Raw genomic sequence first — 14,641 nt, forward strand, 5'->3', positions numbered from 1 at the left:
CCCGCACGCTGTACCAACACCGGGCCGTACGCCCCCGCGGCGACGGGCGGACGCACCGGCACACGACCCCGACCCACCCACCAACCGGGCGGCCTAAGGCGAAACCCCGACCAGCCGCACCACCACAACCGCCGGGGCCGCAGGCAGAACGACCCGCACCGCCGCCCCGTCCCATTCCACCGCGGCCCCACCAGCCCCAGCCGGATGCAGGATCTCCACCCGTACGCCCTCCTGGCCCGCCAAGTGCGGTACGGGCAGCATCCGTTCAGGCTCGCCGCCCCTGCGCCAGACCGAGAGATACGTGGCCCCCGTGCCCGGCCACGCCCTCAACCCCAGCGCCACCCACTCGTCCGTCCACCCCGGCAGCCCGAGCGGCCAGAACGGTACAGCCGACCGCAGGTCACCCCGTATCGACTTGTACGTGGACACCGCGTCCCGCACCAACGCGAGCTGCTCCGGCGCCATCCGATCCAGGTGGCCGGACAGATGGACCCGCCCGAGCAGCGCCGAACCGAGCGTGAAGTTGATCTCCTCGTCGGTGAACGACGGCTGCGGGTACGCCCACACGGCCCCCTGCTCCGGCGGCACAGCCGTCGGCGCGGCGGCCGCGATCGGCGGACAGCGCAGCGCGTCCTGCTGGTCGGACGTGGACTGGAGCTGGGCGACGGCCAGGGACGCTCCGTCCATCCGCATCCCCCCGGACGCGCAGTTCTCGATCACCAGCGAAGGATGGCGGTCCAGCACGGACGACAGCCAGGACAGCCAGGCCCGCGAGTGGCCGAGCAGCCCCGCCACGGACGTGGTGATGTTGTAGTCCAGCTTCAGATAGCCCACGCCCCATTCGCCCACGATCCGGTCGACCGTCCGGTCGAGGTGGGCGCGAGCCGCAGGGTGGGTCAAGTCCAGCTGATGGCGGCCCTGTTCGGTGACCCGGATGCCACCCTTGTGGCGCAAGAACGCCTCGTCGGGCAGCTCGCGCGCGACGGGACTGCGGACCCCGACGACCTCCGGCTCCAGCCACAGCCCCGGCACCATCCCGCGCGACCGAATACGGTCGAGTACCGCCTCGATCCCCCCGCCGGGGAAGCGCCCCGAGGACGGCAGCCACGCCCCGACGCTGTCCCACCAGCCCGCGGAGTCGTCGTCGTACCAGCCGGAGTCGACACAGAAGTACTCCGCACCGGCCGCAGCCGCAGCGTCGATCAGCGGCAGCAGCTTCTCGGTGGTCGGGTCGCCCATCAGCGTGTTCATGTAGTCGTTGAAGACGACGGGCAGCCGCTCATGGTCCGGGTGCGGGCGCCGGACGAGACGGCGGTACGACGTCATCGCTGCCAGCGCTCCGTCGAAGCCGGTGCCCAGCGCCAGCGCCGCCCACTCGCCGCTGAACTCCTCACCGGGTTCCAGGACTTCACACCATCGATGCTCGTCCGCCGTCGGCCCGCTCAAGGACAGATACGTGTGCCGGCCGGCTTCTCCCGCCTCCCAGGACCAGCTCGCCGCGGACTCGATCTGCCACAGCCAGCCGCGCTCGTCCGTACGGTCGACGAACGCGCCCATGGCCAGGTGCCCGTCGGTGGGCCAGCTGCCGCGCCCGGAGAGCCGTACGGCCGCCCGGCTGTCGTGCTCGTGGAAATCCCGGCCGATGTCGGGCACGGTGGCCCGCAACGGCTCGGCGTACCAACGGCATTCGGCGAGCCAGTCGTTGCGCGCCCGGTACACGAGCAGGTCGTCGGGGGAGGGCAGTCCGCCCAGCAGCAGACTGCCGACCGAGCGCACGGTGACCGGCGCGGGGCCGTCGTTGCGCAGCCGTACCCGGGAGCGCAGCACGGGCACCCCGTCGGGTGAGGCGTACTCGGCGAAGACGGCCAACCCGCTTTCCGGGTCGTGGAGTTCGACGGTCAGACGGTGCCAGCCGTCACCGTGCGTCGCGTCGTGCCTTGTGTCGTGCGTCCCCTCGTGCGTCGCGCCGTGCGTCCCCTCGTGCGTCGCGTCGTACCTCGTGTAGTGCGTCGCGCCGTACGTCGCCTCGTGCGAGCGGTACTTCAGACGCGGCCCGAGCGCCGTCCCCGTGAACCGCGGCCCCGACCAGCCGGTGCCCTCGCCGGCCAGGGTCAGGTCGGCCAGCGGCAGCGCGGCACCGCCGACGTCCTCCGGGGCGGACCCGGGCTCGGCCGGTCGCCCCACCCGGAGCAGCCGGGGCGTGTCCCCGCCGAGGTCGAATTCGACGGTGAGCCCGAAATGGCCCCACCGATAGCTGTGGTCCTGCGTCACCCGATCCCCCCACGATGCGGCCCCGAACTCTCGCGCACGATCAACTCCGGCTCCGCGCACGGCTCCTGCACGGGGGCCGCCGCATCCAGCAGCCGGTGCAGCAGGCCGAAGCAGGTCCGGCCGAGCCCCTCGAAGTCCAGCCGTACGGTGGTCAGCGCCGGTGCCAGATAGGCGGACGCGGGTGTGTCGTCGAAGCCCACGACACTCAGCTCGTCCGGCACCCGGCGCCCCGCCTCACGTGCCGCCCGGAGCACCCCGAGCGCGAGATCGTCGTTGCCGCACAGCACGGCCGTCACGTCCGGCCGGGAGAGCAGTTCGCGGGCGGCCAGGTATCCGGAGCGCGGCGTCCACCCGCCCTCGACCGGAGGCGGCACATCGACTCCCGCCTCCCGCAGGGCGTCCAGCCACCCTTCCGTCCGCTGCGCGTTGCGTGCGGTGGACGACGGCAGCGCGAGACAGTGCACGGCCCGGTGCCCCAGGCCCAGCAGGTACCGGGTCGCGCGCGTTGCCGCCAGCCGGTCGTCGAGCCACACGTGCCGGGGATCGGCGTCCACACCCGGCGGCCGCTCCACCATCGCCGCCACCGGCACATCCGGCGGCAGCAGTTCCAGGGCGCGTGCCCCGGCCGCGTCGAAGGCGATGACGACGACGGGCTCACCGGGGCGCGTAAGCCGGGCCCGCAGCTGTTCGGAGTCGAGCGTCGCGTTCCGGTCGAGCACGCTGATGGACACCGTGAACCCGGCCGAACGCGCGGCCTCCTCCACCCCGCGCAGCGCCGTCGCGTTGCCGTACAGCGAAGTGTCCGAGGTGAGCACGGTCAGCGAGCGGACCGCCTTGCCGGCGAGTTCGCGCGCCGCCTGGTTCGGCCGGTATCCGAGCTCGTCGATCGCGGCCATCACCCGCTGCCGGGTGGCGTCGGCGACGCGTTCGTTGCCGTTGATGACCCGCGAGACGGTCTGGTACGAAACGCCGGCGGCGCGGGCGACGTCCCGGATGGTCACGGAGGTGACGCCCACGGCGTCCGAAGTGGTGTGCATCAGCCCTTCATCATCGTTCACGAACATGGTTCACGGAACCGGCGACCGCGGCTCGTCGCCCCGACGACCTCACATCGACAGCACGGCACCGGCATATGTGAGCGGTCACCTCACTGTGTGCGACGCAAGTGGTCGCGGTCATCCAGTAATTACTGCTGTGACAGCTGTTGACACTCCTTGCCGCAGCGGGAGAATCATGCGCTGATGTGACCGTTCACACAAGAGTCCAGGAGCCGATGCATTGACGCGCAGAACGCGCACGAGACGTTGGACCGGCGCGATCCTCGCCCTGGGGCTGATGGGAGGTGCGATGTCCGTCGCACAAGGGGCCGCCGCGCAAGAGACCGAAGCCCGGGGGACCGAGGCCGCACCCTCCCGGCTCGCCAACGGCTACGCCGCCTCCGGCACCAAGGACGTCGGATCGCTCAACACCGCGTCCAGCAAGGTGGACTTCGAGGTCTCGGTCCCGCGCCCCGGCAGCGAAGTGGCGCCAGTATTGGGTTAGTCGGCGCGCTCCACGCGTACCGCGCACGCCTTGAACTCCGGCATGCGTGAGGTCGGGTCGAGGGCCGGGTTGGTCAGTGTGTTGGCCCGGCCCTCGCCCGGCCAGTGGAACGGCATGAAGACGGTGTCGGGCCGGATGGACGTGGTGATCCGCGCGGGCGCGACCGCGCGTCCGCGCCGGGACACGACGGCCAGGGAGTCCCCGTCAGCGGCCCCGAGGCGTTCGGCGAGCCTCGGGTGCAGCTCCACGAAGGAGGAGGGGGCGGCGGCGTTGAGCTCGTCCACACGACGGGTCTGGGCACCCGACTGGTACTGGGACACCACGCGTCCGGTGGTCAGCAGCACCGGATACTCGGCGTCGGGCTCCTCGGCGAGGGGCCGGTGCGTCACGGCGACGAAGCGGGCGCGGCCGTCAGGGGTGGCGAAACGGTCGAGGAAGAGCCGGGGCGTACCGGGGTGCGCCTGCTCCGTGGACTCGCCTGCGGGGTCGTCCGGCAGCACGTCGAGCGCGGAGTCCTCGGCATCGTCGGCGTCCGTGGCGTCTGCGGCGTCCGCGGATCCCTCCGGTGAGCCGGGCGCCGGGCACGGCCAGAACACCCCGTTCTCCTCGGCCAGCCGGCGGTAGGTGATGCCCGAGTAGTCGGCGGGGCCACCCGCGCTCGCCCTGCGCAGCTCCTCGAAGACCTCCTCCGGGTCCGTCGGGAAGCCCTTCTCCACGCCCAGGCGGGCAGCGAGTTCATGGAGGACGTCGAGGTCGCTCCGTACGCCGTCCGGGGGCGTGATCGCCCGGCGGCGGAGCAGAACGCGTCCCTCGAGGTTCGTCATCGTGCCCGTCTCCTCCGCCCACTGGGTGACCGGGAGGACGACGTCCGCGAGGGCGGCCGTCTCCGAGAGGACCACGTCAGCGACCGCGAGGAAGTCCAGGGAGCGCAGGCGCTCCTCGATGTGGGCGGCGCGCGGGGCGGAGACCACCGGGTTCGAGGCCATCAGCAGCAGCGAACGGATGTCCGTCCCCAGGGCGTCCAGCAGCTCGTACGCGCTGCGCCCCGGGCCCGGCAGCGAGTCCGGGTCGACGCCCCAGACCTCAGCCACGTGGCGGCGGGCCGCCGGGTCGTCGAGCTTGCGGTAGCCGGGCAACTGGTCGGCCTTCTGGCCGTGTTCACGGCCGCCCTGCCCATTGCCCTGTCCGGTGAGGCAGCCGTATCCGGAGAAGGGACGGCCCGGACGGCCGGTGGCCAGACAGAGGTTGATCCACGCGCCGACCGTGTCCGTCCCCTTGGACTGCTGCTCGGGCCCGCGCGCGGTGAGCACCATCGCGGACTCCGGCTCGCAGAACAGCCGTACGGTCTCCCGGAGTTCGGGCACGGACACGCCGGTGATCCGCTCCACGTACTCCGGCCAGTGCGCCATCGCCGCCGCCCGCGCCTCCTCCCAGCCGCTCGTACGCTCCTGGATGTACGCCTCGTCCGTGCGCCCCTCCGCCACCACCAGGTGCAACAGCCCGAGGGCCAGGGCGAGATCCGTCCCGGGGCGCGGCGCCAGGTGCAGATCCGCCTGCTCGGCGGTCCGTGTCCGGCGGGGATCGATGACGACCAGCTTCCCGCCGTTCTCCTTGAGTTCGGTGAGATAGCGGAGCGCGGGCGGCATCGTCTCGGCGAGGTTCGAGCCGACGAGGATGACACAGCCGGTCTTCGGAATGTCCTCCAGCGGGAAGGGCAGCCCCCGGTCCAGACCGAAGGCCTTCATGCCGCCGGCGGCCGCGGACGACATGCAGAAGCGTCCGTTGTAGTCGATCTGCGAGGTGCCGAGCACGACGCGGGCGAACTTCCCCAGCGTGTACGCCTTCTCGTTGGTCAGCCCGCCGCCGCCGAACACGCCGTTCGCGTCCGGGCCGTGCTCCGCGCGCGTGCGGATCAGCCCGTCGGCGATCCGGGCGAGGGCCTCCTCCCAGGTGGCGGGCTCCAGAACACCGGCGTTCCGGACCAGCGGGGAAGTGAGCCGGACCCGGGAGGAGAGCAGCGCGGGCGCGGTACGGCCCTTGCCGCACAGTGCGCCCCGGTTCACGGGGAAGTCCGCGCGCTCCACCACCTCGACCACGCTGTCGGCCCCTTCGGGCGCGGGCGTCAGGTTCATGCCGCACTGCAGGGCGCAGTAGGGACAGTGGGTGGGCGTAACGGAGGTCTGCATACCCTTCAGCGTGCGTCGGACGTGTTACGCACCGGAACGCGTCCCGTTACGCGGCAGGCACGGGGACCTCTTCGCGCGGTCCGGGCGGACGTGAGGGCTGCCGGACCAGGCGTGGCGGGTCCGGAGTGATCCAAACGACGTCCCTGGGCCCGGCCTCGGTTCACCGGCCGTCGGCCAGCGCCGCCGCGACCCCTGGTTCCTTCGGCCCGAGGAACCGGGGGTCGGGCTCGAACAGCGCGTCCAGCGCCGCCTTGTTCGCCGCGATCAGCTCACGGACGCCGCCGTAGTACCAGGTCGCGTCGTGCCGGTCGTCCACCCCGACGCCGTACGCGGTGACACCCGCCTCCTGGCACAGCGCGACCGCCCGGCGGATGTGGAAGCCCTGGCTGATGAGCACGGCCTTGTCGACGCCGAAGATCTTCTTGGCGCGGACGCAGGAGTCCCAGGTGTCGAAGCCCGCGTAGTCGCTGACGATGCGGGCGTCCGGGACGCCTTGTCGCGTGAGGTACGTACGCATGGCGTCCGGCTCGTCGTAGTCCTCGCGGCTGTTGTCGCCGGTGACCAGGACGACCTCGATACGGCCCTCGCGATACAGTCGCGCGGCCGCGTCGAGGCGGTGAGCCAGGTAGGGGGAGGGCTCGCCCTGCCACAGACCGGCGCCGAAGACGACCGCGACCTCGGTGCGCGGCACGTCCGCCGCCGTACGCAGCCGGTCACCCGTCACGGTGAACATCCAGGTGGCGGGCAGCAGCGCGAGCACGCACAGCAGCATCAGCGCCTGCACGGCCCGCCGCTGTCCGGCACGGGTGCGCGGCAGCCGCGGTCGACGGACGGTCAGCGGCAGGTGCGGCAAATGCGGCAGATGCGGCAGGCGCATGCGGTGTCCCCCAGGTCCCCGGGACGGTCGGCCGAGGCCGCCGTCCGGTTCGGCGATACGACCATCAGGGACGCCGCGCGAGGCGATCCGGTTCACGGCGCACGGCGTGACCGGTCTCACAGGTAGAGGCATAGGCGCAGGTCAGAACACCTCACACACCCCTGACAGGGCGCCGTGAACCCCCGGAAAACACTCGTCATTCCCGCGCAACGGGACGGCAACGTCGTACCGCCACCATCGGTGCATGACGGCGTCGAACCCTCTTCGCGACGAGTCCCAGCCCCGCCCCGGCGGCCAGCCGCTCCGTGGCGGTCACCTCGACAGTACGGCGCAACTCATGAACCGGATCACCAGCCAGCTCGGCAGCCAGCTCAGCCTCGTCTCGCTGGACGGCAGGCGGCGCGGCACGCCGCCCGCGCTCGTCCTCGTGGGCCACGGCAGCCGTGACCCGCGGGCCCTGAGCACCATCCGCGCCCTCATCGAGAAGGTCCGCGAGCTGCGCCCCGAGGTGCCCGTGCACCTCGGACACATCGAGCTGAACGAGCCCCTGCTGCCCGACACGCTCGCCTCCCTCGGCACCGCCGAAGCCGTGCTCGTGCCCCTCCTGCTCAGCCGCGGCTACCACGTCAAGCAGGACATCCCCGAAGCCGCGGCAGCCTCGGCCGCACGCACCCGCGTCGCCGCGCCGCTCGGCCCGCACCCGCTGCTCGTGGAGACGCTGTACGCGCGACTCGTCGAGGCCGGCTGGCGGTCCCGGATGAGCGAGGCCGCCCGCCGCTCCAGCGGTGTCGTGCTCGCCGCCGCCGGCTCCCGGGACCCCGACGCCGCCGTCGACACCCGGCGCACCGCCCAGCTCCTCGCCGAACGCCTCGGCGTACCCGTTGTCCCGGCATACGCCTCCGCCGCCGCGCCCACCGTCCCGCACGCGGTGCGCGCGCTCGCCGCCCGCGGCCGCGACCGGGTCGCGGTCGCCTCGTACTTCACCGCTCCCGGACGCTTCGCCACCGAGTGCGCCGAAGCCGCCCCCTGGATCGCCGCGGCCCCGCTCGGCGCGCACCCGGCGATGGCCCGCCTCGTCCTGCACCGCTACGACCAGACGGTCGCCGCCCCCGCGTCCGCACCGGAGCGCCGGCTGGCCTCGGCCTGACGGGTTGACGGCCTGACGGGTTGACGGCCTGACGGGTTGACGGCCTGACGGCCTGAAGCAGGCGCTCGACCCGGCGCTGTGCGTCCCGTTTGTCGCTGCCTGCGTCTACTGTCGGGGCATGGCAGGCACCGCACCGAACGCACCGAAGGCACCGCAGACGTACGAAGACCATGCCACGCCGGACGCGTACGACGAGACGGCCGTCGAGCGGTGGGCCGTCGAGCCGGACAAGCGGCCCGGGCGCACCGCCTTCCAGCGCGACCGCGCGCGTGTGCTGCACTCCGCCGCGCTGCGCCGCCTCGCGGGCAAGACCCAGGTGGTCACGCCAGGCACCCTCCCCCAAGTTCTCGACTTCGCTCGAACAGGGGGGACCCCCAGTCAGGTGTGGGACGCCAGCCCCCGTACGCGGCTGACCCACTCCCTGGAGTGCGCCCAGGTCGGCCGTGAACTGGGCGCGGCCCTCGGCTGCGACCCGGATCTCGTCGAGGCGGCCTGCCTCTCGCACGACCTGGGACACCCGCCCTTCGGGCACAACGGTGAGCAGGCGCTGAACGAGTTCGCGGAGGACTGCGGCGGTTTCGAGGGGAACGCGCAGTCGCTGCGGCTGCTGGCCCGCATCGAGCCCAAGCGTTTCGTACGGGCCCCGGCCGCGACATCGGACGCCGCCGCCGCGAGCGGCGGTGACCTGGTCAGTGTGGGCCTCAACCTCACGCGCGCCGCCCTCGACGCCGCCACCAAGTACCCCTGGCCGCGCGGCGGCCACCCCGCCGACCCCAAGTCATCGAAGTTCGGGGTCTACGAGGACGACCGGCCGGTCTTCGACTGGGTCCGCAAAGGCGCCCCCGCCCACCGCACCTGCTTCGAGGCCCAGGTCATGGACTGGGCCGACGACGTGGCGTACTCCGTGCACGACGTCGAGGACGGCCTGCACGCGGGCCACATCGACCCGGGCTGCCTGCGCGCGGAGCCCGAACGGCAGTCGGTCTTCGCGGTGGCGATCGGGCGGTACGTGCCCGAGGACACCGACCCCGCCGCGCTCGCCGAGGCCCTCGACCGGCTGCTGGCCCAGGAGTGGTGGCCGCACGGCTACGACGGATCGGCCGTCGCGCAGGCCCGCCTGAAGGACGCCACGAGCCAGCTCATCGGCCGCTTCTGCCTGGCCGCCGAGGGGGCGACACGGGCGGCGTACGGCAGCGGGCGGCTCACGCGGTACGCCGCCGAACTGGTCGTACCGAGCGGCGCGCGCCTGGAGTGCGCGGTCCTCAAGGCCGTCGCCGACCGGTACGTCATGCAGCGCGCCGAGCAGGAGCGGTTGCGCGCCGACCAGCGGGTCGTGGTCGCGGAGCTGGCCGGGGCGCTCACCGCTCGCGCGCCGGAGGGGCTGGACCCGCAGTTCCGCGCGCTGTTCGACGAGGCGCCGGACGACAGGGCCCGCAAGCGTGTCATCGTCGACCAGATCGCCTCGCTGACGGACGCGTCGGCACGGTCGCTGCACGCGCGGTTGACGGGTGGCTGAGCTGGGGGTTCTTCTTCCTCAAGCCCACCCCTTCCCGAAACTGGGGACTGCGCCCCCAGACCCCCGATCGGCCTGAACGGCCTCGTCCCCAAACGCCGGACGGGCTGATCGATGCCGCCCTCGGCTGAAATGATCAGCCGCGGAAATGGCAGGGGCGGCGGGGGCGAAATCACCCACCGTGGAGGCAAGCGGGCGCACGAAGGTGACCCTCCGTGGCCTGAACGGGCCACTCCCTCTTCCCGCATCACGCTGCGTGCGGGACGCTCACATGTGGCGGCACTGTTATGAGGAGGCATCACGTGGTCGACGCGGATCAGACATTCGTCATCGTCGGAGGAGGTCTGGCCGGCGCGAAGGCGGCCGAGACGCTCCGTGCGGAGGGCTTCACCGGCCGCGTGATACTGATCTGCGACGAACGCGACCACCCGTACGAGCGCCCGCCGTTGTCCAAGGGCTTTCTGCTCGGCAAGGAGGAGCGCCACAGCGTCTTCGTGCACGAGCCCGCGTGGTACGCGCGCAACGACATCGAACTCCACCTCGGCCAGACCGTCGACGCGATCGACCGGACGGCGAAGACGGTCCGCTTCGGCGACGACGGCACCCTCGCCCACTACGACAAGCTGCTGCTCGCGACCGGCGCCGAGCCCCGCCGCCTGGACATCCCGGGGACCGGCCTGGCCGGCGTGCACCACCTGCGCCGCCTCGCGCACGCCGAGCGCCTCAAGGGCGTCCTCGCCGCCCTCGGCCGCGACAACGGCCACATCGTCATCGCGGGCGCCGGCTGGATCGGCCTGGAGGTCGCCGCCGCGGCCCGCGAGTACGGCGCCGAAGTCACCGTCGTCGCGCCACAGCCCACTCCGCTGTACGGGGTCTTCGGCCCCGAGATCGGGCAGATGTTCACCGACCTGCACGCCGAGCGGGGCGTCCGCTTCCACTTCGGCACCCGGCTCGCCGAGATCACCGGCCAGGACGGCATGGTCCTGGCGGCCCGCACGGAAGACGGCGAGGAACACCCCGCCCACGATGTGCTCGCCGCGATCGGCGCGGCGCCCCGCACCGGCCTCGCCGAGGCCGCGGGCCTCACCCTGGTCGACCGCTCGCAGGGCGGCGGCATCGCCGTCGACGAGCGGCTGCGTACCTCGGACCCCGACATCTACGCGGCCGGCGACGTGGCCGCCTACCACCACGCCCTCTTCGACGTCCGGCTGCGCGTGGAGCACTGGGCCAACGCCCTCAACGGCGGCCCCGCGGCGGCCCGCGCGATGCTGGGCCGCGAGCTGACGTACGACCGGGTGCCCTATTTCTTCTCCGACCAGTACGACGTCGGGCTCGAGTACTCGGGCTGGGCGCCCCCGGGCGCGTACGACCAAGTGGTGATCCGGGGCGACGCGGGCAAGCGGCAGTTCATCGCCTTCTGGCTGAAGCAGGGGCGGGTCCTCGCCGGGATGAACGTGAACGTGTGGGATGTCACGGAGCCGATCCAGCGGCTGATCCGGTCGACAGCTCAGGTGAACACGGAGGCGCTGGCGGACCCGCACGTCGCGCTGGACAGCCTGGTCCCGTGACCGACGGCGTACGCCACTGTCACACCACCCCCGCCGTTCACCTCGCCCAAGGAGTGTCAGTTCTGCCCCGTAGAATCACCTCGTGGCCGGAAGGATCAACGACGAGGACGTGAAGGCGGTTCGGGACGCGGTTCCGATCGACGCCGTAGTGTCCGAGTACCTCCAGCTGCGTAACGCGGGCGGGGGAAACCTCAAAGGCCTCTGCCCGTTCCACGACGAGAAGTCGCCCTCCTTCACGGTCAGCCCGAGCAAGGGGTTCTTCCACTGCTTCGGCTGCCAGGAGGGCGGCGACACCATCACCTTCGTGATGAAGGTCGACCACCTCTCCTTCTCGGAGGCGGTCGAGCGCCTGGCCGGCCAGGCGGGCATCACCCTCCGCTATGAGGAGGGCGGCTACAACCCCTCCCACCAGCGTGGCGAGCGCATCCGGCTGGTGGAGGCCCACAAGATCGCCGCCCAGTTCTACCTCGAGCAGCTCGACACCAGCCCGGAGGCCGACACCGGTCGTAAGTTCCTGGCCGAGCGCGGCTTCGACCAGGCGGCCGCCGCCCACTTCGGCGTCGGCTACAGCCCTCAGGGCTGGGACCACCTCTCCCGCTATCTGCGCGGCAAGGGCTTCAGCGACAAGGAGATCCTCCTTTCCGGCCTTGCCCAGGACGGCCGCCGCGGCCCCATCGACCGCTTCCGGGGCCGCCTGATGTGGCCGATCCGCGACATCGGCGGCGAGGTCGTCGGCTTCGGCGCGCGGAAGCTGTACGAGTCGGACAACGGGCCCAAGTACCTGAACACCCCCGACACGGCGATCTACCGGAAGTCACAGGTCCTCTACGGCATCGACCTCGCCAAGAAGGAGATCGCCAAGACCAGCCGCGCCGTCGTGGTCGAGGGGTACACGGATGTGATGGCCTGCCATCTCGCGGGCGTGACGACGGCCATCGCCACCTGCGGTACGGCCTTCGGCGGCGACCACATCAAGATCCTCCGCCGGCTCCTGATGGACAACGGCTCGGCGCGTGTCATCTTCACCTTCGACGGCGACGCGGCCGGCCAGAAGGCGGCCCTGCGCGCCTTCGAGGACGACCAGAAGTTCGCCGCCGAGACCTACATCGCCATCGCGCCGGACGGTATGGACCCCTGCGAGCTGCGCCTGGCCAAGGGCGACGAGGCGGTCGCCGACCTGGTCGAACCCCGTATGCCGCTCTTCGAGTTCGCGCTGCGCCAGATCGTCGCCCGCTACGACCTGGAAACCCCGGCGGGCCGCGCCGCCGCGCTCGACGAGGCGGCGCCCATCGTGGCCCGCATCAAGAACAGCGGCGCCCAGCACGAGGTGGCCGTGGAACTCGCGGGCATGCTGGGCATTCTGGACACGCAGTTCGTGGTCAAGCGGGTGGCCCAGCTGGCCCGTTGGGCACGGGACCGGGGCGGCAAGGGCCCGGCTCCGGCCCGGCAACAGGGCGGCCCCGCACAGTCGTACGCCGCGGTGAGAGCACCGTCGGGCCCCGCCCTGAACCTCCGCAACCCCGTGTTCGCCACCGAGCGCGAGCTGCTCAAACTCGCCCTCCAGCGCCCGGAGTTGGTCTCCCCGGCCTTCGACGCGTACGGGATCGACGAGTTCACCGCCCCGCCGTACGCGGCCGTACGGCAGGCGATCATGGACGCGGGCGGCGCGGAGTACGGAGTCCAGGACCCCCAGGAGTATCTGGTCCGGGTCCGTGAGGCCGCTCCGGACAACGCGGTCCGCGCCATGGTCACGGAGCTCGCGGTCGAGGCCATCATGCGCCGGACCGTGGACGAGGTGTACGCCGGCGATCAGCTCGTCATGGTCCGCCGCCGCGCCGTCGACCGCCGCATCCACGAGGTCCAGGGCAATCTCGCCCGCCTGGGCGCGCACGGCGACCCGGCCCACCTGGCCGCCGTGCAGAACGAGTTGTGGGTGCTCCAGCAGTACGGGCAGGCATTGCGCGAGCGAGGCGCGGAAGCTCTCTGACGGTGGTTTCGTGCCCGCTGACCGGGCACCCGTACGTCAGGGTAACCACCCGGTCACGGACGGGACTCAAAAAGTCACCGCACGCCCCTCGTGGCGAGGATGTGTCGTACTCCACACTGGGTTCCGGTGCCTGAGTCCTCGGAGCGCGGCCGACCCGAACGCGACGGGTCCTCCATCCCCGCGGTTCCGCTCAACGTGTACGGGACGGATGGCGGCGCGGCCGTCGAGTCCGTTCGCGAAGTACCGCTGCCGCATGCCTCAGCAGCGATCACCCTGGAGGTCGCCCCCGTGCAGACCCAGACCCTCACAGAGACCGACAACATCACGGACGCGGACGTCATTTCGGCGGTGCCGCCACAGAGCCGTGTCGCGCACCATCCCGAAGCCGGGCCGGAGAGCCCGCCCGGCCTCGACGATCCGCCGGCCGGCGTCATCGAGACCGAGGCGCCCGAGCCCGTCGAGCCGCTGCGCCGTGCCCGGGTCACCGACACCGGAGGCCCGTCCTCCGACCTGTTCCGCCAGTACCTGCGCGAGATCGGGCGGATCCCCCTGCTCACCGCCGCCGAGGAGGTGGACCTCGCACGCCGTGTCGAGGCCGGCCTCTTCGCCGAGGAGAAGCTCGCGGGTACCCCCGACCTGGACAGCCAACTTGCCCTGGATCTCGACAAGTTGGTGGTCATGGGCCGGGTGGCCAAGCGCCGCCTGATCGAAGCCAACCTGCGGCTCGTGGTCTCCGTCGCCAAGCGGTATGTGGGGCGCGGCCTGACCATGCTCGACCTGGTGCAGGAAGGCAACCTCGGTCTCATCCGCGCCGTGGAGAAGTTCGACTACGCCCGCGGGTACAAGTTCTCGACCTACGCGACCTGGTGGATCCGCCAGGCCATGTCGCGCGCCCTCGCCGACCAGGCCCGGACCATCCGAGTCCCCGTCCACGTCGTCGAGTTGATCAACCGTGTCGTCCGCGTTCAGCGACGCATGCTCCAGGAGCGCGGCTACGAGCCGACGCCCGAGGAGGTCGGCCTCCAGCTCGATCTGCCGAGCGAGCGGGTCAGCGAGGTGCTGCGGCTGGCACAGGAGCCCGTCTCCCTCCACGCCCCGGTGGGCGAGGAGGACGATGTCGCCCTGGGCGACCTGATCGAGGACGGCGACGCGACGTCGCCCGTCGAGTCGGCGGCCTTCCTGCTGCTCAGGGAGCACCTGGAGGCCGTCCTCTCCACCCTCGGCGAACGCGAACGCAAGGTCGTCCAGCTCCGCTACGGGCTCGCGGACGGGCGTCCGCGAACGCTGGAGGAGATCGGCCGTATCTTCGGCGTCACGCGTGAGCGCATCCGCCAGATCGAGTCGAAGACGCTGAACAAACTCCGGGACCATGCGTTCGCGGACCAGCTGCGGGGGTACTTGGACTAGGTTTTTCGCCCCCGCCGCCCCTACCCATTCCCGTCCCCTGGGGCTCCGCCCCAGACCCCGTTCCGGGGGCCAGCCCCCGGACCCCCGCTCCTCAAACGCCGGAGGGGCTGAATTTTCGCAGCCCGGGCCAGCATCAATCAGCC

Annotated in this window: 10 protein-coding genes; 6 read left to right on the top strand and 4 right to left on the bottom strand. The window is 71.8% G+C overall.

All coding sequences use genetic code 11. The features are described from left to right. Positions 1–93: 93 nt before the first annotated feature. Positions 94–2,271, bottom strand: coding sequence for a glycoside hydrolase family 36 protein (locus FGD71_RS36870; RefSeq protein ID WP_119104901.1), 2,178 nt, complete (start codon positions 2,269–2,271; stop codon positions 94–96). Then, the gene (locus tag FGD71_RS36875; protein WP_119104910.1) at positions 2,268–3,308 is read right to left on the bottom strand and encodes a LacI family DNA-binding transcriptional regulator; all 1,041 of its coding nucleotides are present in this window, start codon (positions 3,306–3,308) and stop codon (positions 2,268–2,270) included. The genes FGD71_RS36870 and FGD71_RS36875 overlap by 4 nt, the downstream gene beginning before the upstream one ends. A gap of 241 nt (positions 3,309–3,549) precedes the next feature. Between FGD71_RS36875 and FGD71_RS36880 the strand changes: the two genes are divergently transcribed. After that, on the top strand, positions 3,550–3,813 hold the full coding sequence (locus tag FGD71_RS36880; protein WP_119104902.1) for a hypothetical protein: 264 nt from the start codon (positions 3,550–3,552) through the stop codon (positions 3,811–3,813). Here FGD71_RS36880 and FGD71_RS36885 read toward each other — a convergent pair. Next, positions 3,810–5,999, bottom strand: a complete 2,190-nt coding sequence (locus FGD71_RS36885; RefSeq protein ID WP_119104903.1) for a molybdopterin oxidoreductase family protein — start codon at positions 5,997–5,999, stop codon at positions 3,810–3,812. The genes FGD71_RS36880 and FGD71_RS36885 overlap by 4 nt on opposite strands. A gap of 160 nt (positions 6,000–6,159) precedes the next feature. Next, positions 6,160–6,876, bottom strand: a complete 717-nt coding sequence (locus FGD71_RS36890) for a SanA/YdcF family protein (protein WP_119104904.1) — start codon at positions 6,874–6,876, stop codon at positions 6,160–6,162. Positions 6,877–7,120: 244 nt separating this feature from the next. Here FGD71_RS36890 and FGD71_RS36895 point away from each other — a divergent pair, with 244 nt between their 5' ends. From FGD71_RS36895 to FGD71_RS36915, 5 genes are all read left to right on the top strand, one after another. Further along, the gene (locus FGD71_RS36895; RefSeq protein WP_119104905.1) at positions 7,121–8,023 is read left to right on the top strand and encodes a sirohydrochlorin chelatase; all 903 of its coding nucleotides are present in this window, start codon (positions 7,121–7,123) and stop codon (positions 8,021–8,023) included. A 118-nt stretch (positions 8,024–8,141) separates the two neighbouring features. After that, the gene (locus tag FGD71_RS36900; RefSeq protein ID WP_119104906.1) at positions 8,142–9,539 is read left to right on the top strand and encodes a deoxyguanosinetriphosphate triphosphohydrolase; all 1,398 of its coding nucleotides are present in this window, start codon (positions 8,142–8,144) and stop codon (positions 9,537–9,539) included. Between the two features lie 299 nt (positions 9,540–9,838). After that, positions 9,839–11,104, top strand: a complete 1,266-nt coding sequence (locus FGD71_RS36905) for an NAD(P)/FAD-dependent oxidoreductase (RefSeq protein WP_119104907.1) — start codon at positions 9,839–9,841, stop codon at positions 11,102–11,104. Between the two features lie 82 nt (positions 11,105–11,186). Continuing rightward, on the top strand, positions 11,187–13,091 hold the full coding sequence (dnaG, locus tag FGD71_RS36910; protein WP_119104908.1) for a DNA primase: 1,905 nt from the start codon (positions 11,187–11,189) through the stop codon (positions 13,089–13,091). Positions 13,092–13,217: 126 nt separating this feature from the next. After that, positions 13,218–14,498 (top strand): RNA polymerase sigma factor, encoded by a 1,281-nt coding sequence (locus tag FGD71_RS36915; protein ID WP_119104909.1) that lies wholly within the window; start codon positions 13,218–13,220, stop codon positions 14,496–14,498. Positions 14,499–14,641: the final 143 nt, after the last annotated feature.

The organism is Streptomyces sporangiiformans (assembly GCF_005768555.2).
Taxonomy (GTDB): domain Bacteria; phylum Actinomycetota; class Actinomycetes; order Streptomycetales; family Streptomycetaceae; genus Streptomyces; species Streptomyces sporangiiformans.

Bases quoted from the DNA above. Each gene is read 5' to 3' on its own strand.
- FGD71_RS36895 (WP_119104905.1), top strand. From the start codon at position 7,121: ATGACGGCGTCGAACCCTCTTCGCGACGAGTCCCAGCCCCGCCCCGGC.
- FGD71_RS36890 (WP_119104904.1), bottom strand. From the start codon at position 6,876: ATGCGCCTGCCGCATCTGCCGCATTTGCCGCACCTGCCGCTGACCGTC.
- FGD71_RS36875 (WP_119104910.1), bottom strand. From the start codon at position 3,308: ATGCACACCACTTCGGACGCCGTGGGCGTCACCTCCGTGACCATCCGG.
- FGD71_RS36885 (WP_119104903.1), bottom strand. From the start codon at position 5,999: ATGCAGACCTCCGTTACGCCCACCCACTGTCCCTACTGCGCCCTGCAG.
- FGD71_RS36900 (WP_119104906.1), top strand. From the start codon at position 8,142: ATGGCAGGCACCGCACCGAACGCACCGAAGGCACCGCAGACGTACGAA.